Below are 15327 nucleotides of genomic sequence, written 5' to 3'. Positions count from 1 at the left end.
AACAATCTGCTCAAAATGTAGCAATTAAGGTAAATAGAAAGTCAACCGTTCCTTGTCGAAATCAACAGCCAACTCATACTTCCCTTCTTCGTTTTGCACAACATATCCTAAAACGACTAAACTATCCACAAAGATATCACGGCGTTTCTGCATGAGCTGGTCCTTTTTGAGAAACTTCAGTAAAAAAGTCGTCATATACTTGAGGGCGTACTCAGGATTAACATCCCCTAAAATAGCATAGAGTTCCTGCTGTTTTTCTGTCAAAGGAGATTGATTCTTGACCTTGTAGAAATAGTTAGACAGGGTCATTTTTGTTCGCCCAAAGTCAGTCTTTTCAACTAAGGTAGCTGCATTGGTTTGATTGCGTAATTCTGTCTCAAAAGTCTTCTTCAGCAAGGCTTGATAGACTGGACTGTCCTCTCTGATAAAAATTTCTTGGTCAAGGGCTAAATCATCCGTAGATTCTAAAAAAGGGAGATTGAGAAAATAGCGTTTGTTTTCCCTTCGGATCAAGCCTGCCTTAATATACTCTTCCATGAGTTTATCAACTGCCACATCTGGAAACTGAGCCTTAATTTCTCGTAGAATCACATCGTCATGCTGGTCCAGATAGTCCACCAAATCTATAAAAAATGGCTGTCGAGTCAAACGAGAAGGATTAAAAATCTGAATCATGAAGATTCCTTTCTTTACATTCTAATAGATCGGATGCTGCTAGTTGACTGGGATTGGTCCCTAGCTGGTTCAGAGGCACAGGAAGTTCGAGTTTCCTGTAATAGTCCCTCCAAAAATCACTAATCTCCTGCTCCCCGTCCCCAAATTGCATCGGAATAGTCTCAAAAATAGGAAGAATTTCCGCGATATACTGGGAGCAATAAAAGCCAGACCCATCTGGATAAAAAGAGGCATTATAGGGTGCACCTAAATGTTTGCTTGCTCTTTCCTTTACCAAGTCAGCTTCCAGCTCTGGATATACATAAAGATCGTAGAGATGAGTTGGGTCAAAAAATTCAGCCGGTTCTTGACAAATAACACCTGCTTGCCCACTAGCATGGTAGATCAATCCATCCAAAAAGATGGCTACATGACTATAGTACCCCGTAGAAGCCTGGATGGCTTGCCCCATATCTGAAAGGTCCTTCACAAAAATCAAATCACCATTTTCTAACATCTTTCTCTCCTAGAAAAAAAGGAGCCGAAACCCCTTTAGCTATAAGGAAAACATCGTTTTCTCGTGTCAATCTCTAGTCAAATAACTGCCACTTGACAATTCATTAACTATATTCTAAGAATCACTCTAGCTGAAAATAATAAAGTAGCACCAAACTTCCAAAAGACAGGGCTAAGTAGAGGATCCCTATTTGCAATCCATACAAATACCAAAAACTACCACTAACCAAAATAAAAATCGATGTCTCTGCAACGAGGCGGTGCCATTTTTTAAAAGCATGTGGAGATTTTGGTGCCATATATCGCGCCCAAAATAAGATTAATAGAACTGCTAGAAGAAAAAATAGGAATTTTTCCTGCCAAGAAATTTGTATCACAGACACGGAGAAAAGACCAAGTATTGCGACAACCTCAACCAAAAAGCGCAGTCCTTCAATCAATCGCATCATGCTATCACCTTCTATGAATAGTCAAATTAACAGTTCCAAATATTCCTTAAGAATTACCCATTAAAGCTTTCAGTCAACTGTGGCACCACTTGTTTCTTACGTGAAACAGCACCTGGAAGGAAAGCGTGGTTGTTTTCAAGTTTGAAATTGAAAGCTGCTTCGACCTTGTCCATGTTTGAACCAAGAGCAAGGATTTCTGAGTTTGAGTTGACGATGTCTGTAATCATCAAAACAAAGTCAGAGTAGCCGTTTGCTGCATTAGCCGCTTGCATTGCATCTTCAATTTCTGCTTGGCGTTCCAAGACTTCAGCAATATCAACTGTGTTAACCTGAGCAACACGAACCTTATTTCCGTTGAGTTCAAATGTCTTAGCATCGATGTCAATCAATTCTTCAGCAGATTTACTAGCCAAGTTTGTACCAGCTTTCAGCATAGCCAAACCGTACTCTTCCAAGTTGACACCAGCTAATTCTGCCAATTCAGGAGCAATGACTTTATCAGATGGGTGAGTTGTTGGTGATTTCAAAAGAAGAGTATCTGAAATCAAACCTGAAAGCATCAAACCTGCGATTTCTTTAGGAACTGCCACACCATGTTCTTTGAACATGCGGTAAACGATAGATGAAGCTGATCCAACTGGTTCCAAACGCATGTAAAGTGGGCTTGCAGTTTCAAAGTTAGCCACACGGTGGTGGTCCACAACACCGTAAACTTCTACTTCAGCGATATCTGATACTGACTGTTGGAATTCATTGTGGTCAGTCAAGATGACTTGTTCTGCACCTTCTGCTTTAGCAGATGTGATGACGCGTGGTGCTTCTACACCAAAATAGTTCAAAACAAAAGCTGTTTCTTCATTAGGAGTTCCAAGTGCTACAGCTTCTGTGTCCAATCCATAAGCCTCTTTTGCAAGGTAAGCAAAGGCTACAGATGACCCGATGGCATCTGAGTCTGGATTTTGGTGACCAAATACTAGAATCTTAGACATGATAATACCTCTTTAAATTTATTCATCTTATTTTAGCACTTTTTTCCTCTTTTGACAAAAGTAAGAGGAGTCAAAAGACTCCTCGTTAGATATCAATATGGTTGACTAGATTTTTCTCTTGATTTTCGGATAAAAATCGTTCTTTCTGTGGACGTTTCTTACGTTTGAGGAGAGATTCGGCAGACATGGCTTCTTCCTTACTAGCAAAACCCTCTACATAGATGAGTTTGACTGGCAAGCGAGCTCGGGTATACTTGGCTCCCTTACCACTATTATGAACGGCAAGGCGCCTCTTCACATCCGTTGTATAGCCCGTATAGTAAGAACCGTCGCGACACTCCACCACATACATATAGGCCTTATGATCCATAGTAAATCTCTTGAATTTCTGGTGTATAAGAACCATCATCATTGTGAACGATGAGTGGTGGCAAGACCTTAAAGCCACTGGTCGATCCATCCTTGATAGCTTCGATTAAGAGCATATTAGCCTCCTTCTCACGTTTAGGATAGACAAATTGCAGGCGCTTGGGTGCCAAATTATGGCGTTGAAGCATGTCTAAGATATCCAAGAGCCGATCTGGACGATGAACCATGGCCAAACGGCCATTAGACTTGAGAATACTCTGAGCACTACGGCAAATTTCTTTTAGGTTAGTCGTAATTTCGTGTCTGGCCAGAAGGTAATGTTCACTCTCGTTCAGATTAGAATGCGGATCCACCTTAAAATAAGGCGGATTGCACAAAATCATATCCACCTTACTTCCCTGAATGTGGGCAGGCATATTTTTCAAATCATCACAGATGACCTGCATCTGCTCTTCCAAGCCATTCAACTGAACCGAACGCTCTGCCATATCCGCCAAGCGCTCCTGAATCTCTACAGATATTATCCGCGCCTGAGTACGTGAACTAGCAAAAAGTCCCACTGCACCATTTCCAGCACAAAAGTCCACAATTAAACCCCGTTTAGGGAAGCGAGGAAAGCGTGATAAAAGAACACTATCCACCGAATAGCTAAACACCTCTCTATTTTGGATGATTTTGATATCTGTCGAAAAGAGCTGATTGATTCGCTCTCCTGGTTTTAATAATTGTTCTTCTTTCATACTTTTATTATAACAAATAATGTTAATATTACAAATGGTTTAGATAATCGTATTTATGGCTTCTTCTTTAAATGCTCTAATGCCTCACGCGTCCAAACAGGCATCATTCGTCCAAGTGGTGCAAAACCGTGCTTGATCCGATCATTTGAAAAACGTCTCCGTCTTGGCAATTGATGTTTTTCCTCTTCCAAGGTACGGATAGAAAGACTAGCCTTCCCAGTGTATTCGTCAAAATCCACCACCTGAACTTGGACTTCATCACCAATTTTTAAAATGTCATAGATATTTTCAATAAATCCCGTCCGAATCTCCGAGATGTGAATCAGCCCTGTCACCCCTGTCTCTAACTCAACAAAGGCACCATAGGGCTGAATTCCTGTAATACGCCCAGTTAGCTTATCACCAATTTTCATTCTAGTCCTCAATTTCAATCGTTTCAATTACTACATCTTCAACTGGTTTGTCCATTGCACCAGTCTCAACAGCTGCAATGGCATCCAAGACCGCAAACGATTCTGCGTCCACCAATTGCCCAAAAACAGTATGGCGACGGTCAAGGTGAGGAGTTCCACCTTGTTCTGCATAAATCTCAGCGATTGGTTCAGGCCAGCCACCACGCGCAATCTCTTTCTTAGAGTACGGCAAATGTTGGTTTTGAACGATAAAGAACTGGCTACCATTGGTATTTGGACCCGCATTGGCCATAGAAAGGGCACCACGGATATTGTAAAGTTCTTCTGAAAATTCATCTTCAAAAGAGTCGCCGTAGATTGACTCACCACCCATACCAGTACCAGTTGGATCTCCACCTTGGATCATAAAGTCCTTGATAATACGATGGAAAATCACACCATCATAGTAACCGTCTTTTGACAGAGCAACAAAGTTGGCTACTGTTTTGGGAGCATGTTCAGGGAAGAGCTTGATACGCAAGTCTCCGTGATTTGTTTTAATGGTCGCAAGCGGACCTTCTACTGCTTCAATGTCTACTTGTGGGAAATGCAATTCTTTTTCTACCATACCAAATCCTTCTAAGGCATCAAAAATGCCATCTTCTTCTACTGTTTTTGTAATATAATCTGCTTTTTCTTTGATTTTATCATGGGAAACACCCATAGCAATACTGATTCCAGCATAATCAAAGAGTTCCAAGTCATTGAGACCATCCCCAAAGACCATAACATTCTCTGGTTTCAAGCCTAGATGTTCTACAACCTTGGCAACACCAGTGGCTTTTGAACCTGAAATCGGCACGATATCTGATGAATGTTCATGCCAACGCACCATGCGAAGTTTACCAGAGAGACTATCTGGTAACCGCAAGTCATCCCCTTTTTCCTCAAAGGTCCACATCTGGTAAATGTCCGCTTTTTCATGGAAGTTAGGATCCACATCCAAGTTTGGATAAATGGGATCAATAGCCTCACTGATCAGTTCTGTTCGCGTGGAGAGTTTAGCAGAATGACTTCCAACTAAACCATACTCAATTCCCTCTTCCTTCGTCCAAGAGACATACTCCTCAACATCTGACTTGTCAATCTGATGTTGATAAATGACCTGACCTTTTTTATCTTCTATATAGGCCCCATTTAGGGTTACAAAAAAGTCAGGTTTGAGCTCTCGAATCTCTGGAACGACACCGAAAATACCACGACCAGAGGCAATTCCTGTTAAAATTCCTTTTTCACGTAACTGTTTAAAGACAGTGGGAATTGTAGCTGGAATAAAACCTGTCTTTGACGTACGCAAGGTATCATCAATATCAAAAAAGACGATTTTAATCTTTTTTGCCTTGTATTTTAATTTCGCATCCATCTCTCTACCTCTTTTCCATCACTCTTTCCATTATACCATAAAGCTGATGAAATTCCCTTTATGAAAAAAGATGAAAATCCTATCAAAAAGAGAGCCAGAAAAACTAGCCCTCTCTTTTCATCCTAGAACATCTCTAGAGCAATCATGGTAATCATCGTTGCATCATAGTAGTTGTCCGAAGGTAAATCTTGTGTGAAAATGTATTTATTTTGCTGAAGAAGTTTCAGATAGCCTTCTCCCTTGTCAGACGCGTAGGTAATCGGTGCCAAGAAACTACCTGCCTGGTATTGATTGAGGGCCGTTCCATTCAAGTCATAGCCAGCATAAATGCGTTGCTCTTTCATAAAGAAATCCATCATCTTTTGAACGAGTTTTTGGCTTCTTTCATCCTGGCTCTGTGACAAGTGATAAGGCAAACGGCAAGCGTTATAAGAGTACGCCCCATCGTATTGAGATTCGATAGTGTTGGCATCAACAAGACGTGCCCCTGACTTCTCAGCCCAGATAAAGTCTGGCAAGAGACCCGTATCAGAATGAGAACTGATTTGCTCCAATTGCCCAAGCATCTTATCCTTAACATCTAACCACTGTTTGTTTCCAGTCAGGTCATAGAAAGACTGGAAATAGTGAGGAAGAGTATCAGATGTCCGCATCAAGTAATAATAATCAGAATCCTTGTTTGCCCAGTTTCCTACTGTTAAAACACCTGTCTCTTCATTGTAGTTGTACTTAAGGATATCATCCAAGATTTTTTTAGCTTGCTCTTGGTATTCCTGCGCCTTATCTGGCCACTGTTTGGCAGCTTCAATTAAAGAATAAGCGATATAGAGATCTCCATCAGTTGCATTTTGTTTCTCGACCGTTTCGCTATCATTTTTGATCACTTGCTTCCAAGACATCAACTGCGTTCCCTCAATACGATGATTTTGATAATAGCGATAAAGACTCTCATAATCTGCTTGACTTGCTTGCCCTTTTTGGGCTGCTAAAACCGTTATGAGCATGCCGTAACTTTGGGCTTCAGATAGAACTGTTGTTCCCTCAGAATCATTCGTCGTACGAACATAAGACTGATTGCCTTTTGTAACAAGGAACTGTTGGCTCCATTGGCTGTAAATTCGATTACGCATCTCGATTTTAGTCCTTCCTCTTGCCAAAAACAAGGCTAAACAAAAGATAGAAAGAATGAGCACAAACCAGACATATTTTAATTTATTCGTTTTCATAGAACCTCCTATCCTGCAAATCGCTTGGTTTTAACCCACTTGGTTTCTTTTCGTCGGAGTACTTTATCCAGCACGATTGAAGAAATGGAATCAATGGATACAACGATAAACATCTGTGCATAAGAGAAATAGGCTGCCAGGGCTAACCAGATTTGTTTAGTTGTTGCTTGTCCAAATTGACTTGCCAATGCTGTCATAATTTGCATCAAATAGAGACCAATCATGAGAATCCAGTTAAAGAGCATGAGCTGAGCGATGTAGATATTGTCCGCATCAAAAGCAAATGGAACCCTGACATCTGGGAAGAAAAGATTAAGACAGATCGCTAGCACATTCGCTAGGAAAATCAAATCCGAAAGAACAATAGCAAAGTTAAACCAAAAGAAAACACAAGAATAGTTAAAGACTTCTAGTTTAACGCGCCAGTTTGCTCTGCCAAATAAATGCTTAAAGTTCGAGAGAACAACTTCATAATTTCCTTTCGCCCAACGTTTCCGCTGCATATAGTAACTCTTTAAGGTCTCAGGTTCTTGTTGGAAAGCCTCTGAATTATAGGCAAGGGCAATCAATTTACCACTCTGCATGATTTTGAAGGAAATATCGGTATCCTCAGTTAAGGCACCATTTTTCCAACCACCGATACTCTTTACAAAGTCGGTTTGAATGATAAAGTTGGTTCCTGGGATACGCCCAATTTTAAAGAGATGCCACATCCCAACGTGGTGCACGCGCTGAGTAACAACGATCTCTTGGTTGATACAACGAGTCAAGAAATTTTGGTTGGCGTTTCGAGTCTTGTTGCGGCCAAAAGATGCCACATGACGTTCTGGATCCTTCATCACTTCTTTGACAAGGAAATAAAGAGCATTTTTTTTCAGGCATGGCATCTGCATCATAAACACAGATGTATTCGCCTGTTGCCATCTCCAAAGCATCGTTTAGAACGCCCGCTTTTCCTCCCGTACCAGTACGGTCGATAATGGTTAGATTTCTTCCTGCATATTCAGGCATGGCTTGTACAGACAAACATTCTGCATAGGTGTTATCCGAACAGTTATCCGCAAACAAGAGCAACTCCACACGGTCGTGAGGATAGTTCATATCCAAGATAGCTTTTGCCGTTTGGGCAATAACCACATCCTCATTATGGGCAGGAACAACAATCGTTACCTTAGGATAATAAGGTAGAGGCGAAGTGTCTACACGAAAATCACTGTGTTTAAACCAAAAGTGTACTGCCGAAAAGAGAATTACCAAGCCCCATGCTAGAGAAATCCAAATTGTAAGCAAGGTAAAAATCATTAACATTTGACTAATCATGATTCACCGCCTTAAAATTTTTGTTTACTCGATGGTAAAGAATATTGTATGCAATAAATAGTATGATAAAACAAATGCCAAAGGCGAGACTGAGTCCCAAAGCAATACCAAAAAATAGTTCGGTTAAAGTCATGTTCCCCTCCTAATATTCCACAATTACATCTGTCTCTAGTTGACGTTTGAGATGACTGGCGACATCCGCGTAGTCTTGGTATTTATCTTTATTATCAGAGTTAATCACCAAATAGCCTGTTTGGAACTGAATTCCTTGATTGCCATCTTCTCCATGAAAAACTAAACTGCTCAGTTTCTCCTGCAAACCATTCAAATAAAGTTCCTTCAAAGAATGTTGGCTTTTACTGGATAGAACGAGAAAATTACCATCCGAAACGTAATAGAGTTTATCATTGTAGCTCAATTCCTGAGCAATTACCTCTTGAATGCTACTGAGCATCTGGTTATGTTCTTTCGGTTTAATCTGGAAGAACAAATCTTCATGTGCCCAATGAATCAATAGAGATTGAACCGTAACATCACTTTGTTCAGTGACCATCGCTTGGTAATCTGCTCGCGCTTCGTCTTCCTGTTCTTGGACCTTTGAGGCCACCTTGAAGAAATAATAACGAACCTTAAGTAGAATCCCAATCAAAAGAGGAAAACTGATTAATAAAAAGACCAGTTGAATGATCGGGATATAAACCACACCCGCAACCAAAACGATAAGTCCAAAACCAAATGCTAAGATAAGGGTCCAAGTAAGCAAAAGGTCAGATAATACCAACACTGCAAACAAGGCTAAAGCTAAAAAAAAGATTTGTTCTAAAATGATTGCTCGAGCATACAAAAAACAAAGCACCAAAAGAATGACCTCACAAGCAAGCAAAGCCATAAGCCAGTTTTTAAATTGACTCCAATTTTTCATTTTATCTTATTTCCCCCCTTTGAATTCCGATACAGAAGTCGCTGCCCCAAAGTACTGTTGAATGGATTGTACGATTCGTTCAGAGGCTCTTCCATCTCCATAAGGATTTGGTGCCTGAGACATTTGTCTATAAAGAGTTTCATCTGTTAAGAGTGCTGCCATCGCTTCTTTCACACGTACTGGATCCGTACCAACTAGCTTCAAGGTTCCTGCACGAACACCTTCTGGACGTTCCGTTGTGTCACGAAGGACAAGGACAGGTTTGCCGAGAGAAGGCGCCTCTTCCTGAACACCTCCAGAGTCAGTCATGATAAAATAGCTTCTTGAAGCCAAATTATGAAAATCAAGTACATCTAAAGGCTCAATCAAGTGAATACGATCGTGACCAGCTAAGATATCGTTTGCTGCTTCTTGCACAGCAGGGCTAAGGTGAACAGGATAAACAACTTCAATTTCCTGATGAAGATCGACCATCTCACGTAAAGCTGCAAAGACATTTCTCATTGGTTGACCTTGATTCTCACGACGATGCATGGTTACTAATACAAGTTTCTTATCTGGATCCAATTGATCTAAAACTTCATGATAGTAATCCGATTGAACGGTTAGTTTCAAGGCATCAATGGCTGTATTTCCCGTAATGACAATAGCAGACTCAGGGTGATTTTCCTTGAGGAGATTTTCTTTACTCTCACTAGTTGGAGCAAAATAGAGATCCGCTAGGTTATCAGTCATCTGACGATTCATTTCTTCTGGGAAAGGAGAATACTTATCAAATGTCCTTAGGCCAGCTTCAACGTGGCCGATTCGTACCTGATTATAGAAAGCAACTAAACTTGCTGCAAAAGTTGTTGTTGTATCTCCATGAACAAGAATTATATCTGGAAGTTCTTGCTTAACAACTGGATCAAACTTTTCTAAAATTTTTCCAGTAATGTCTAAGAGGGATTGATTTTTCCCCATAATATCCAGGTCATAATGTGGCTCGATGCTAAACGTTTCAAGAACTTGATCAAGCATTTGACGGTGCTGAGCTGTCACAACTGTGATCGTCTCAATGCTGTCACTATGTTTTTGCAATTCTAACACTAAAGGGGCCATTTTAATAGCTTCTGGTCGTGTTCCAAAAACAACCATCACTTTCAGTTTCTTCATTACGCTATCCTTCTACTATAATAAAATTTGACACATCAGATTAATCTTTATATCGAATTATTGCGCAAATCAATTAATTTGATTATCTTAATTATTTTACCGTCAATTAATTTATATGTCAAATTTTTTCCAAATTATATTATTGCATTTAATTTAATTTTAACAATTTGTAACCTTTTTGTAACAATATTATTTACAACCTTTAAAAAGCCTTATTTTAGGAAATTTTAAGACTTTTCAAAAGAATCCGTATTTAAAAAAACTAAACCTTATATGTTTTTTTTGATATTTATTTTTATCTTGATAATTCAAACAATTATATTCTACCACTTTGAGGAATAAATCAAACAATTTCAAACAAAAAATCCCTTTTCCGAATGAAAAAGGGACTGTGATTGTTTACTATATTTAAAATTTAAATCTTATAAAATCTGTCTTAAAACAAATTTTTCGACAGATACAAGACCAATTCTCCGATATCTTCACAAACCGCATTCATGGCCGGTTGATGGTTCTGATACCAAACACCCGTCCCATCTGGAATATAGCCTCGTTTGATGTATAATCTCTGGGCAGGTCCATACCCTGAATGGAGCCCAACACCAAGGGTCACCTTATCCGATATGAGCCTAACTTGTTTTTCTGCTTCTTCCAGCAAGAGATTTCCAATACCTTGATTTTGAAAAGGTTCAAAGACATTAAAATCTGAGAGTTCTGGATAGATTTCTGCAAAAGGCCCCTGCTTAGCGCAGGACAAAATTGTGATATAACCCGCTAAAGCACCCTCAACCTCTGCAACTAAGACTTCTCTCTCCCCACTTTCTTGCTCCTTAAAGTATCGAGTTAAAATCTCCTCTCTACTTGGCCAACCTTGGCTGATAAATCCTCGAGATAGTTCTTGTATGTCAGATTCTTGCATTTTTCTAATTGAACATGTCGTCTTCATAAGCTGCTCCTTTATAGCTTTCTCCTACCATTATAGCACGATAATAAAGATTAAAAGAAAAAACCTAGTAAGACAAAAGAATCTTACTAGGTCAACAGGGAATCCTTTCTAACAAAATCCTATAAAAATCTGAAAAAGAGGTCCACTGGACCTCAATTCGCTCTCTCATTTCAAGGCTCGTGAAAAAAAGACCCATATGGATCTTAATTCGCTTTCTTATTTCCGAGCTCATGAAAAAGAGGTCCACTGGACCTCAACTCGCTCTCTCATTTCCATGCTCGTAAAAAAAGACCCACCCGGGTCTTAATTCGCTTTCTTATTTTCAAGCTCATGAAAAAGAGGTCCACTGGACCTCTTTTTTAATCTTCGTTTACGAAAGGCATCAAAGCCATTACGCGTGCGCGTTTGATAGCTGTTGTTACTTTACGTTGGTTTTTAGCTGAAGTTCCTGTTACACGACGAGGAAGGATTTTCCCACGTTCTGAAACGAAACGGCTAAGAAGCTCAGTATCTTTGTAATCAACATATTCAATTTTGTTTGCTGCGATGTAATCAACTTTTTTACGGCGTTTGAATCCGCCACGACGTTGTTGAGCCATGTTTTTTCTCCTTTATAGTATTAATTGTCCATTAAAATGGTAAATCATCATCTGAAATGTCCAATGGATTGGTTGCTCCAAATGGATTTTCAGAACGTGAAAAGTCTGGTACTGGGTTTGCAGGTGCTGATTGACCAGCAGTTGGTGCAGAATAAGCTCCACCTGAATGTCCTTCACGCACTCCGCGGCTTTCCAACATTTGGAAATTCTCAGCCACGACTTCTGTTACGTAGACACGTTGTCCTTGCTGGTTATCGTAACTACGAGTCTGGATACGGCCTGTGATCCCGATAAGAGAGCCTTTTTTAGCCCAGTTGGCAAGATTTTCAGCCTGTTGGCGCCACATAACGACATTGATGAAATCAGCCTCACGTTCGCCATTTTGACTCTTAAATGTACGGTTTACTGCAAGAGTAAAAGTCGCAACTGCTACATTTGATGGGGTATAACGCAACTCAGCGTCACGTGTCATACGCCCTACAAGTACAACATTGTTAATCATAATTTACCTTCTTACGCGTCAAGTTTGACGATCATGTGACGAAGAATGTCAGCGTTGATTTTTGAAAGACGGTCAAACTCTTTAAGAGCTGCGTCGTCGTTTGCTTCAACGTTAACGATGTGGTAAAGTCCTTCACGGAAATCTTGGATTTCGTATGCAAGACGACGTTTTTCCCATGATTTTGATTCAACAACAGTTGCACCGTTGTCAGTCAAGATAGAGTCAAAACGTGCTACCAAAGCGTTTTTCGCTTCTTCTTCAATGTTTGGACGAATGATATAAAGAATTTCGTATTTAGCCATTGATATGTTCCTCCTTTTGGTCTAATGACCCCTAGTCTTTGCAAGGGGTAAGTGAGGTTTGCTCACAATAAACTATTATACTAGAAAAACTGATAGATAGCAAGATAAAAGTGAAAAAAGAAGATGAAAATATCTTCTTTTTACTAGTTTATGGTTTGATACGGTGCAACATACGTGGGAATGGAATCGCTTCTCGGATGTGTTTTGTACCAGCTGCAAAGGTTACCATACGTTCGATACCGATCCCAAATCCACCATGTGGAACTGTACCGTATTTACGAAGGTCAAGGTAGAATTCGTACTCTGTACGATCCATACCAAGTTCTTCCATCTTAGCGACAAGGGCGTCGTAGTCTTCCTCACGCATGGAACCACCGATGATTTCTCCATAGCCTTCTGGTGCAAGCAAGTCTGCACAAAGCACGCGTTCTGGATTTCCAGGAACTGGTTTCATGTAGAAGGCCTTGATAGCTGCTGGATAGTTGATAACGAAAGTTGGCACACCAAAGTGGTTTGAAATCCAAGTTTCGTGTGGTGAACCGAAGTCATCTCCATGTTCCAAATGCTCGTAGTCTGCATCTTCATCGTTTTCATGTTCTTGCAAAAGGTCAATGGCTTGATCGTAAGTGATACGTTTAAATGGCTCAGCAATGTAGCGTTTCAAAAGTTCTGTATCACGCTCCAATGTTTCCAAGGCTTGGGGAGCACGATCCAATACACCTTGGAGCAAAGCTTTTACATAAGCTTCTTGCAGGTCAAGTGACTCATCATGTGTCAAGTAAGAATACTCCGCATCCATCATCCAGAACTCAGTCAAGTGACGGCGCGTTTTTGATTTTTCCGCACGAAATACTGGACCAAAGTCAAAGACACGACCAAGGGCCATAGCACCCGCTTCAAGATAAAGCTGACCTGACTGGCTCAAGTAGGCTGGCGTTCCGAAGTAATCTGTTTCAAAGAGTTCTGTTGAATCTTCTGCTGCATTTCCTGAAAGGATTGGGCTATCAAACTTCATGAAGCCGTTCTTGTCGAAGAACTCATAAGTTGCATAGATAATAGCGTTACGGATTTGCATGACCGCTACTTGCTTACGAGAACGGAGCCACAAGTGACGGTTGTCCATCAAGAAGTCTGTTCCGTGTTCTTTTGGAGTGATTGGGTAGTCTTGAGATTCACCGATCACTTCGATGTCTGTGATATCGAGCTCATAGCCAAACTTAGAACGTTCGTCTTCTTTGACAATCCCTGTCACATAAACAGACGTTTCTTGGCTTAGGCGTTTGATGACATCAAACTTCTCAAGTCCCACTTCTTCACCAAATTTTTCTACAAAGTTTGGTTTGAAGGCGACTCCTTGGAAGAAGGCTGTTCCATCACGCAATTGCAAGAAGGCAATTTTCCCTTTTCCAGATTTGTTGGCAACCCAGGCCCCGATGGTCACTTCTTGACCAACGTAGTCTTTTACATCGATAATTGTTACACGTTTTGTCATAATCTATCTTCCTTTTTTCGTTTAACTTGTCCGAAGACATCATTACCCACTATTTTACCATAAATAGACAGCGATAGCTAGGTTCTACTAGAGAAAAATCGCGAGATTTTCGTTACAAAAAATCTTCGCTAAAAAGGCGAAGATTCTAAGTTTTATTTTTCCATAAATTGATGCAAACGACGAATAGCTTCTTTTAATGTATCCAAGTCTGTGGCATAGCTGAGACGAACATTTTCTGGTGCTCCAAATCCAGCTCCCGTAATCAAGGCCAGTCCGACTTCTTCGAGAATAGCCGTTGTAAACTCTGTCACATCGGTATACCCCTTCATTTCCATCGCTTTTTTAACATTTGGGAAGAGATAGAAGGCACCTTGGGGCTTGACAACTTCGAATCCTGGCACATGGCACAAGAGTGGATAAATGGTATTCAAACGTTCTTCAAAGGCTTGACGCATGGTTTCAACAGAGTCTTGCGGTCCAGTCAGCGCCTCAATCGTTGCATATTGAGATACTGCTGTCAGATTTGAAGTCGTTTGTCCTGTCAATTTGCTCATAGCAGCGATAATTTCAGGATTTCCCACAGCATAACCTACCCGCCAACCAGTCATGGCATAGGCCTTAGATACACCGTTAATCACAATGGTTTGCTTGCGAATGGCTTCTGACAAACTAGAAATTGGAACAAATTCGTTTCCGTTATAAACCAGACGACCGTAAATATCATCTGCTAGGATAAGGACATCATGCGCAACAGCCCAATTTCCGATAGCCAAGAGTTCCTCACGAGAGTATATCATACCAGTCGGATTCGATGGTGAATTGAGAACTAAGATCTTGGTCTTATCTGTTCGCGCTGCTTCTAGCTGCTCTACTGTTACTTTAAAGTAATTGTCTTCCTTGGCCTGGACAAAAACTGGCACACCTTCTGCCATCTTGACTTGGTCTCCATAACTAACCCAGTATGGTGTAGGGATGATGACCTCATCACCTGGATTGACCACGGCCATAAAAAAGGTATAGAGAGAGAACTTAGCACCTGTGGCAAAGGTAACCTCGTTAGCCGCTACGGAATACCCATAGTAGCGTTCAAAATAGGTATTAACCGCCGCTTTTAACTCTGGTAGGCCTGAAGCAACTGTATAAAAGGAAGCTCGTCCATCTCGAATCGCTTCTATCGCTGCATCCTGAATGTTTTCAGGAGTATGAAAATCAGGCTGTCCCAAGGTTAAGAAAAGAACATCTTTTCCCTGAGCTTTTAATGCTTTGGCTCTTGCATCACTGGCTAGAGTGACGCTTTCTTCCATCTCTAGTACACGTTTGGATAGTTTCAT

Annotated in this window: 17 protein-coding genes and 1 pseudogene; all 18 read right to left on the bottom strand. The window is 40.6% G+C overall.

Annotated elements, in window-relative coordinates; all coding sequences use genetic code 11:
* Positions 1-24: 24 nt before the first annotated feature.
* On the bottom strand, positions 25-675 hold the full coding sequence (locus tag M1F65_RS01020; RefSeq protein ID WP_247925303.1) for a DUF1803 domain-containing protein: 651 nt from the start codon (positions 673-675) through the stop codon (positions 25-27).
* Positions 659-1171: a YiiX/YebB-like N1pC/P60 family cysteine hydrolase gene (locus M1F65_RS01015; protein ID WP_247925302.1), complete on the bottom strand. Its 513-nt coding sequence runs from the start codon at positions 1169-1171 to the stop codon at positions 659-661. The genes M1F65_RS01020 and M1F65_RS01015 overlap by 17 nt, the downstream gene beginning before the upstream one ends.
* Positions 1172-1292: 121 nt before the next feature.
* Positions 1293-1619 (bottom strand): DUF2568 domain-containing protein, encoded by a 327-nt coding sequence (locus M1F65_RS01010; protein WP_042769125.1) that lies wholly within the window; start codon positions 1617-1619, stop codon positions 1293-1295.
* A 53-nt stretch (positions 1620-1672) separates the two neighbouring features.
* Positions 1673-2608 (bottom strand): manganese-dependent inorganic pyrophosphatase, encoded by a 936-nt coding sequence (locus M1F65_RS01005; protein ID WP_247925301.1) that lies wholly within the window; start codon positions 2606-2608, stop codon positions 1673-1675.
* An 85-nt stretch (positions 2609-2693) separates the two neighbouring features.
* The gene (locus tag M1F65_RS01000; RefSeq protein WP_070696307.1) at positions 2694-2978 is read right to left on the bottom strand and encodes a GIY-YIG nuclease family protein; all 285 of its coding nucleotides are present in this window, start codon (positions 2976-2978) and stop codon (positions 2694-2696) included.
* Positions 2968-3717, bottom strand: coding sequence for a tRNA1(Val) (adenine(37)-N6)-methyltransferase (locus tag M1F65_RS00995; RefSeq protein WP_000657018.1), 750 nt, complete (start codon positions 3715-3717; stop codon positions 2968-2970). The genes M1F65_RS01000 and M1F65_RS00995 overlap by 11 nt, the downstream gene beginning before the upstream one ends.
* 53 nt (positions 3718-3770) lie before the next feature.
* The gene (locus M1F65_RS00990) at positions 3771-4130 is read right to left on the bottom strand and encodes a S1 RNA-binding domain-containing protein (RefSeq protein WP_000689619.1); all 360 of its coding nucleotides are present in this window, start codon (positions 4128-4130) and stop codon (positions 3771-3773) included.
* Position 4131: 1 nt separating this feature from the next.
* Positions 4132-5532: a bifunctional Cof-type HAD-IIB family hydrolase/peptidylprolyl isomerase gene (locus M1F65_RS00985; RefSeq protein ID WP_247925300.1), complete on the bottom strand. Its 1401-nt coding sequence runs from the start codon at positions 5530-5532 to the stop codon at positions 4132-4134.
* Positions 5533-5654: 122 nt separating this feature from the next.
* The gene (locus M1F65_RS00980) at positions 5655-6758 is read right to left on the bottom strand and encodes a family 8 glycosyl hydrolase (RefSeq protein ID WP_049479214.1); all 1104 of its coding nucleotides are present in this window, start codon (positions 6756-6758) and stop codon (positions 5655-5657) included.
* A gap of 8 nt (positions 6759-6766) precedes the next feature.
* Positions 6767-8078: pseudogene (locus M1F65_RS00975) on the bottom strand (glycosyltransferase family 2 protein).
* 142 nt (positions 8079-8220) lie between these two features.
* A complete protein-coding gene (locus tag M1F65_RS00970; protein ID WP_000800615.1) occupies positions 8221-9000 on the bottom strand; it encodes a hypothetical protein in 780 nt (259 codons plus the stop codon).
* A 6-nt stretch (positions 9001-9006) separates the two neighbouring features.
* Positions 9007-10155 carry a non-hydrolyzing UDP-N-acetylglucosamine 2-epimerase gene (wecB, locus tag M1F65_RS00965; protein ID WP_000734436.1) on the bottom strand — a complete coding sequence of 383 codons (1149 nt, stop codon included), beginning with the start codon at positions 10153-10155 and terminating at the stop codon, positions 9007-9009.
* A gap of 436 nt (positions 10156-10591) precedes the next feature.
* Positions 10592-11101 carry a GNAT family N-acetyltransferase gene (locus tag M1F65_RS00960; protein ID WP_000858591.1) on the bottom strand — a complete coding sequence of 170 codons (510 nt, stop codon included), beginning with the start codon at positions 11099-11101 and terminating at the stop codon, positions 10592-10594.
* A 359-nt stretch (positions 11102-11460) separates the two neighbouring features.
* Positions 11461-11700 (bottom strand): 30S ribosomal protein S18, encoded by a 240-nt coding sequence (gene rpsR / locus M1F65_RS00955; RefSeq protein ID WP_000068664.1) that lies wholly within the window; start codon positions 11698-11700, stop codon positions 11461-11463.
* A gap of 31 nt (positions 11701-11731) precedes the next feature.
* On the bottom strand, positions 11732-12202 hold the full coding sequence (gene ssbA, locus M1F65_RS00950; protein WP_000609595.1) for a single-stranded DNA-binding protein SsbA: 471 nt from the start codon (positions 12200-12202) through the stop codon (positions 11732-11734).
* Between the two features lie 11 nt (positions 12203-12213).
* Complete coding sequence (gene rpsF, locus M1F65_RS00945; RefSeq protein WP_001151782.1) at positions 12214-12504, bottom strand: 30S ribosomal protein S6; 291 nt, start codon at positions 12502-12504, stop codon at positions 12214-12216.
* A gap of 148 nt (positions 12505-12652) precedes the next feature.
* The gene (gene asnS, locus M1F65_RS00940; protein ID WP_000167158.1) at positions 12653-13996 is read right to left on the bottom strand and encodes an asparagine--tRNA ligase; all 1344 of its coding nucleotides are present in this window, start codon (positions 13994-13996) and stop codon (positions 12653-12655) included.
* 152 nt (positions 13997-14148) lie between these two features.
* Complete coding sequence (locus tag M1F65_RS00935; protein ID WP_247925299.1) at positions 14149-15327, bottom strand: pyridoxal phosphate-dependent aminotransferase; 1179 nt, start codon at positions 15325-15327, stop codon at positions 14149-14151.

This window comes from Streptococcus oralis (assembly GCF_023109195.1).
Taxonomy (GTDB): domain Bacteria; phylum Bacillota; class Bacilli; order Lactobacillales; family Streptococcaceae; genus Streptococcus; species Streptococcus oralis_BV.
This window is presented reverse-complemented; position numbering and strand designations above follow the sequence as displayed.